Here is a 6,541-nt window from a genome sequence, read left to right on the forward strand (position 1 = left end):
GGTTTTTTTACTAGATGAAATATAAAATAGAAGTAAAGAAAACTAAAGGGGAATTAAATATGAGCAATTATTTAACAATTGATGTTGGCGGTACTAATATCAAGTATGCATTGATGGATGAAAATGCAGAAATCAAGGAAAAGGGTGAAGTACCTACACCATATGATGGATTAGATGCATTTTTAGAATCTATCAAAGGCATTTATGATCAGTATGCTGATTCTAATATTGAAGCAATTGCAATGAGTGCACCTGGCAAGATTGATGCGACAAAAGGATATTTCTATACAAGTGGTGCATTGAATTACATTAATGGTGTGAATTTAAAGGATAAACTGCATGAAATTATTCCTGTAGACTTTGCGGTTGAAAATGATGCAAAGGCTGCAGCAGCTGCAGAAATCTGGAAGGGAAGCATGCAAGGTGTTTCTAATGGTACAGTCATTGTGTTAGGCACTGGTATTGGAGGTGCTGTTATCATTGATGGAAAAGTATACCGTGGCTCTACTTTTGCGGCAGGTGAGTATTCTGGTATTCCAACAACGCTTCTTTCTGGCAAGTATGATCCGACAAAGATGTGGGCAAGAGTGAATGGTGTTGGTATCATGTGTGATAACTACGCAAAGAAACTCGGTGTTGATCCAGAAGGAATGAATGGAAGAATCTTGTTTACAGATGCAAATGAAGGAAAACAGGAAGCATTGGATGCGATTGATGAATATTGTGAATCTTTAGCTGCTGGTATTGTTTCTTTACAGTTTGTATTGGATGTTGAACGTGTTGCGATTGGTGGCGGTATCAGTAAGCAGCCATTACTCATGGAATCTTTACAGAAGAAACTGCATGCATACTATGATGAAGCTGGTGCTTTCATGCCAGCTACTTTACCAGAAGTTGTGACTTGTGAATTTGGTAATGATGCAAATATGATTGGTGCTTTATATCATTACTTATTTGAAATCAAAGGATAAGATATATGATTCAGCACGTATGTATGTTTAAGCTTCAACAGGATGATCATGAAGCAGTTTTACAGAAAGCATTAGAGCTTGCAGAACCTTTGCATACATTGTCTTCTACAAAAGGTGGGAAGACAGTTGTGAATGCTTCTTGTGCACCTGAAAATAACTATGATCTTTGTTTGATTTATGATTTTGAAACAATAGATGATTTGAATGCATATCAGAATGATCCAATTCATTTAACATTTAAAAACTATGTTGTAGAACATATGGTTAGCAGAGCTTGTATTGACTACGAGAAATAATTTATGAAAGGTTTTTAATTCATATTGTAATAATTTATTCTTACTTCTTGAATATGTACTCATTAAAATGAGTGCATATTTTTAATAGGAGGAGAAAGACTATGAAAAAGATATTTGTCAGTATTCTTGCGGCAGCTTTACTTTGTGGATGTGATTCATCAAACAAAGCAGCTTCTACAGCAACTACTTCTACGAAATCTGTAGCGATTGATTCAGACACAGATATTTCAAGTATGAATTCTTCTGTTGCTACAGATGGGACATCTTTCCAGGCTCTTGGCTTATGCATGGCTGATCTAGTACAGCTTGACAGCAATGGTATTGCACAGCCTGATCTAGCAGAAAGCTGAGATATCAGTGATGATGCTTTGACATATACGTTCCATATTCGTAAAGATGCGAAGTGGAGTGATGGCTCAGCTCTAACAGCGAATGATTTTGTCTATGCGTGGAATCGTCTGATTGATCCAAATACAGCAAGTGACTATGCATTCTTGATTGATACAGCAGCTTCCACGAATACAACAAATGCAAAATCATGGAAAGCAGAAGATGATTATACATTTGTTGTGGAACTTTCACTTCCTTGTGATTATTTCCTGACATTGATGGCTTTCCCATCTTTGTATCCTTTGAATGAAAAATTTGTTGAAGAACAAGGTGATCAGTACGCATTAAGCAGTGACAATATGCTCTATTGCGGTCCATATATCATGTCCAGCTGGACAGTTGGTGATTCCTATACATTCACAAAAAATGATTCTTACTGGGATAAAGACAACTATACAGAAAATGTAGATGATATTACATTCCGCTGCATCCAGGGGCAGTCTGCAATTCTTGACTATGAAGCAGGCAACCTGGATTATGTAAAACTGACAAGTGAAGTCATTGAAGACTATAAGGATCGTGATGATCTCGTTACATATTTATCTGGTTTCTCATGGTATCTCTCATTCAATTTTGGCAATGAATATCTAGCAAATAAGAGTGTATGTGAAGCTATTGCATATTCCATTGATACGAGTGCAATGTGCGATTCTGTATTGAAAGATGGCTCAGTTGCATTGGATGGATTTGTGACAAAACAAACCGCAATCAATGAATCTGGAGAAGATTATCGTGATGTTGCGGGTAAAGTTACACTTTCTTATGATACAGATCAGGCAAAGGAAAAATATGCAGAAGCATGCAAGGAACTTGGTGTAGATTCCATTTCTCTAGAATTGCTGTATGAAGATGCAGATGTTTCTAAGAATGTTGCTGCATATATCATGGATGCTTTAGAAAAGACTGGCTTCACAATTACAGCGAAGTGTGAACCAAAGAAGAGCAGAATGGAAGATATGAATAACCATGAATATGATATTGGTTTGACAAGATGGGGTCCTGACTATGCAGATCCACAGACATACGTGGATTTATTCAACTCTCAATCAACATCAAATTCTGGACAATATGTATCTAGTGACTATGATGCTTTGCTTGCAAAGGCAGAAGTTACAGATGCTGCAGATTCTGCAAAGAGATGGGAAGATTTCGCAGAAGCAGAGAAATTGCTTGTAAGTGAAGACGTTGCAATCGTTCCGCTGTATCAAGCAGGAAATACAGCACTGCAAAATCCAAAATTAACAGGTATTGATTATCATGCTGCTAGTGTAACAAGCTATCGTCATCTATTATTAGCTGAATGAAATGAAAAGGGATGTATCAAAAGCGATACATCCCTTTGCTATAGATAGGTTTTTACAGAAATGACTTCTCCAATGATGCGGACGGGTAAAGAACGAACTTCCTGTGGTGTAAAGTAACGATTTTCAACTTCCGGGTTCGCTGCTTCTAAGATAACCATTTTATTTTTCAGAAGAAATCGTTTTACAGTCACTTCATCATTGATCATGATAACTGCGATTTTACCGCTTTCCACATGGTTTGTTGCGTGAACAAGAACAAGGGAACCAGGCATAATACCAACACCAATCATTGAAGAACCTTCCACTTTTAAATAATAGTCACCAAGCTGCTTATCCGCTAAGGAGGCATCTTCTTCTCCTAGATAGTTTTCTTCTGCGAACATGTCATAGCCACCTTTGACATATCCAACAACTGGGATCTTGATACGTCCATCATTTCCTTTCAGAAGCGGTGTTACATCATAGCCGACAGTCTTGCTTAATGCTGCACATACTTTGGATGTAATCTGTGTAACTTCTCCTTTTTCCCATCGCATGACAGTAGAACGGGCAACACCTAGTTTCAGGGCAATTTGTGAAGTGGATAATCCTGATCTTTGTTTATATTCCAATATTACTTCTTGTAATGTCATACATATATTTTAGCTTTCTTATGCACATTTATCAAATATTTGTTTAAAAAGTGTTGCATTTGATATTGTAATGCTCAAATATTTTCATATAATGATGAAGAAAGGATAAGTGTATGGAACTATATAAAAGATATGTTGATGTCGTCGTAAAACAAACAAAGAATGGAAATATTGTTCCATTATATGTCTGTTGGGATAATGGAATGACTTATCAGATTGACAAGGTATTAAGCAAAGAAAGAAGAGCATCTCAAGTTGGTGGATGTGGGGTGCGATATGTCTGTATGATCTGCGGACAAAGAAGAAATCTTTTCTTGGAGAAGAATCGCTGGTTTATTGAAAGTATGCATCCATAATGTTGTGTCTTATGTAAATTTCTTGTATCCTTTTGGTAAAGAATTGGAGAAATGAAATGCCTATTACAGTTTTTGGTGCAGTTTTTGTGGATGTGAAAGGATATCCGAATAAAAAATATATTCCATCAGGTAGAAATGCTGGAAAAGTGTTGCAGGTACATGGTGGTGTTAGCAGAAATGTTGCGGAAGATATCGCAAATCTTGAATTGAGACCAACATTTGTGAGTGTTGTTGATGACAGCGGTACATCAAGTGATGTTATCGCAAAGCTCAACAGACATAAAGTGAATACAAAATATATTCGTAGAGCAGCTGGAGGACTAGGTACATGGCTTGCCATATTTGATAATGCTGGAGATGTTGTTGCTTCTATTTCACAGCGTCCAGACTTATCAGAAATCGCAAATATTCTAGATGAGCATGGAGATGAAATCTTTGCTTCTTCTGATAGTATCGTCGTAGAAATTGATATGGATTCTGATATTTTGAATCGTATTTTTGCATTGGCAGATAAGTATGGGATTAAAGTGTATGCCGTTGTAAGTAATATGTCGATTGCGATGGAAAGAAGGGATCTGATGAAACGTACAGGGTGTGTTGTATGTAATGATCAGGAAGCAAGTATATTATTCTCTGAAGATTATTCGAAATATGAACCAGAACAGCTTGCTGAAATTATCGCAAAGCATGCGAAAACAGCACAGTATTCTAACTTTGTTGTAACACTTGGTGAAAAGGGTGCTGTATATGTTGATGAACATGGGAATTATGGACATATTCCAGCACAGAAGACACAGGTGATTGATACAACAGGCGCAGGAGATGGATTCTTTACAGGTGTTGCGGTTGGCTTGACATATGGAAAGAGTTTGAAGGAATCCTGTGAAATTGGTACAAGAGTTGCTTCTTCTGTGATTTCAAATTCTGAAAGTGTATGTCCTAGATTTGAACCGGCAGAATTTGATTTGGATCCTGCAGCGCATCGTTGTCAGCAGATGTCAATATTTGATTAAAAAAACAGTTAGTGACTGTTTTTTATATTCTCTATTACATTTTCTGCCTGTTTGATGCCATCGACTGCACTGGAAACAATGCCTCCTGCATATCCTGCACCTTCTCCACAAGGATATAGACCAAGACAATTACTGCTTTGTCCATCTTCATTTCTTAGAATACGAATCGGAGAAGAAGATCTAGATTCCATACCTACCATGATTCCTTGTTCAATAAAACCAGGAATTTTATGATCAAAGTTACGGAAACCATCTTCTAAAGATTGGTTCACTTCATCTGAAAACAGTTGATGCATGTCATAGACAACAGTTTCTCTAGGATAAGAAGATTCGATTCTTAAAGAAGAAGGGTTTGTGTGATCAATATAGTCTTTGATATTTTCACTTGGTGCATTGAATAAATCAATATATGCTTTTTTCTCCAGCTGTTTCTGGAAAGCAAATCCATCTAATGGATGTCCATGATCAAAATCCTTTGCTGGAATCTGTACTAAGATTGCACTGTTTGCATTCTTCCCATCTCTTTGGCTGTAGGACATACCATTGACGGCTAAAGAAGCAGCCTGCGTAGAAGCCGGGATGACAACACCACCAGGACACATACAGAAGGAATAGACACCTCTGCCATTGGAGGAATGGTGTGTTAAAGAATAGCTGGCAGCACCAAGAGCAGGGTGATCTGCAAACTTTCCATATTGATTTTGATTGATTAGTGCCTGCGGATGTTCTACACGTACACCACATGCAAAATCTTTTTGAATCATATGAATTCCTTGTGCGTAAAGTGTTTCATATGTATCAGATGCACTGTGTCCGCAGCATAACAATACATGATTTGTCTGTATTTTTCCTGTATTTGTCAAAATGGAATGTACTTTTCCATTGTTTGTTTCAATGGATTCTAAACGTGTTGAAAAATGAATTTCACCGCCAAGAGAAATAATCTTTTCACGAATATTCTTCACTAATACTCTAAGAACATCTGTACCAATATGTGCACGATTCTGATAATAGATTTCCTGATCTGCACCAGCTTCAATCAATTCTTCCAGTACTTTTTTGACACGGATATTTTTCATACGTGTTGTTAACTTGCCGTCGGAAAATGTACCAGCACCGCCTTCGCCGTATTGAATATTGCTTTCTTCTAGAAGTACACCTTTTTGAAAGAATTCATCGATATCTTTCTGACGTTCTTCGACTTTTTTTCCTCGTTCAATGATGATTGGCCTGCATCCACATTCACTTAAGAGAAGGCCAGCAAACATACCGCTCGGTCCAAAGCCTACAATCACTGGTCTTTCATCCGTCTGGATTGGTTCAGGAGCAATATATTTTTCTTCTTTTCCAATCTGTATATCTTTTTTTCTGAGATGCTTTTCAGCGTTTTTAATATCTGCAAGAACCGTATAGGAATTGACTAGATTTTCTCCGCGTGCATCTAGAGATTCTTTTTCAATTGTATAAGAAATGACATCATGTAGTGATGTATGTAGCTTTTTTGCGATATCTTCTTTTGATAAAGCTGTTCCAACAGGAACTTTAATTTGATTGATCTTTAATAACATGTATTTATTAT

At 37.1% G+C, this 6,541-nt stretch carries 8 protein-coding genes; 6 read left to right on the plus strand and 2 right to left on the minus strand.

Translation table 11 applies throughout. From position 1 onward, the window contains the following. The first annotated feature begins 59 nt into the window (after nucleotides 1–59). The 4 genes from ACTND6_RS10200 to ACTND6_RS10215 all read left to right on the plus strand — a co-directional run bounded on the left by ACTND6_RS10200 (nucleotide 60) and on the right by ACTND6_RS10215 (nucleotide 2,961). Nucleotides 60–971, plus strand: a complete 912-nt coding sequence (locus ACTND6_RS10200; protein ID WP_441024032.1) for an ROK family protein — start codon at nucleotides 60–62, stop codon at nucleotides 969–971. Nucleotides 972–976: 5 nt separating this feature from the next. Then, the gene (locus tag ACTND6_RS10205) at nucleotides 977–1,267 is read left to right on the plus strand and encodes a Dabb family protein (RefSeq protein ID WP_441024034.1); all 291 of its coding nucleotides are present in this window, start codon (nucleotides 977–979) and stop codon (nucleotides 1,265–1,267) included. 101 nt (nucleotides 1,268–1,368) lie between these two features. Continuing rightward, the gene (locus ACTND6_RS10210; protein ID WP_441024036.1) at nucleotides 1,369–1,617 is read left to right on the plus strand and encodes a hypothetical protein; all 249 of its coding nucleotides are present in this window, start codon (nucleotides 1,369–1,371) and stop codon (nucleotides 1,615–1,617) included. Nucleotides 1,618–1,620: 3 nt separating this feature from the next. Then, complete coding sequence (locus ACTND6_RS10215; RefSeq protein ID WP_441024046.1) at nucleotides 1,621–2,961, plus strand: peptide ABC transporter substrate-binding protein; 1,341 nt, start codon at nucleotides 1,621–1,623, stop codon at nucleotides 2,959–2,961. Nucleotides 2,962–2,999: 38 nt separating this feature from the next. Here the strand turns inward: ACTND6_RS10215 and ACTND6_RS10220 are convergent, their stop codons facing one another. Then, nucleotides 3,000–3,593, minus strand: a complete 594-nt coding sequence (locus tag ACTND6_RS10220; protein WP_178176810.1) for a LexA family protein — start codon at nucleotides 3,591–3,593, stop codon at nucleotides 3,000–3,002. A 113-nt stretch (nucleotides 3,594–3,706) separates the two neighbouring features. Between ACTND6_RS10220 and ACTND6_RS10225 the strand changes: the two genes are divergently transcribed. Continuing rightward, nucleotides 3,707–3,949: a hypothetical protein gene (locus tag ACTND6_RS10225; RefSeq protein WP_441024038.1), complete on the plus strand. Its 243-nt coding sequence runs from the start codon at nucleotides 3,707–3,709 to the stop codon at nucleotides 3,947–3,949. Between the two features lie 56 nt (nucleotides 3,950–4,005). Beyond that, the gene (locus ACTND6_RS10230; RefSeq protein ID WP_441024040.1) at nucleotides 4,006–4,962 is read left to right on the plus strand and encodes a carbohydrate kinase family protein; all 957 of its coding nucleotides are present in this window, start codon (nucleotides 4,006–4,008) and stop codon (nucleotides 4,960–4,962) included. Nucleotides 4,963–4,970: 8 nt separating this feature from the next. Here ACTND6_RS10230 and ACTND6_RS10235 read toward each other — a convergent pair. Next, the coding region (locus ACTND6_RS10235; RefSeq protein ID WP_441024043.1) for an NAD(P)/FAD-dependent oxidoreductase at nucleotides 4,971–6,541 on the minus strand (1,571 nt) is incomplete at its 5' end.

The sequence above is a fragment of the Bulleidia sp. HCP3S3_C9 genome (genome assembly GCF_052064035.1).
In the GTDB taxonomy this organism is placed as follows: domain Bacteria; phylum Bacillota_I; class Bacilli_A; order Erysipelotrichales; family Erysipelotrichaceae; genus Bulleidia.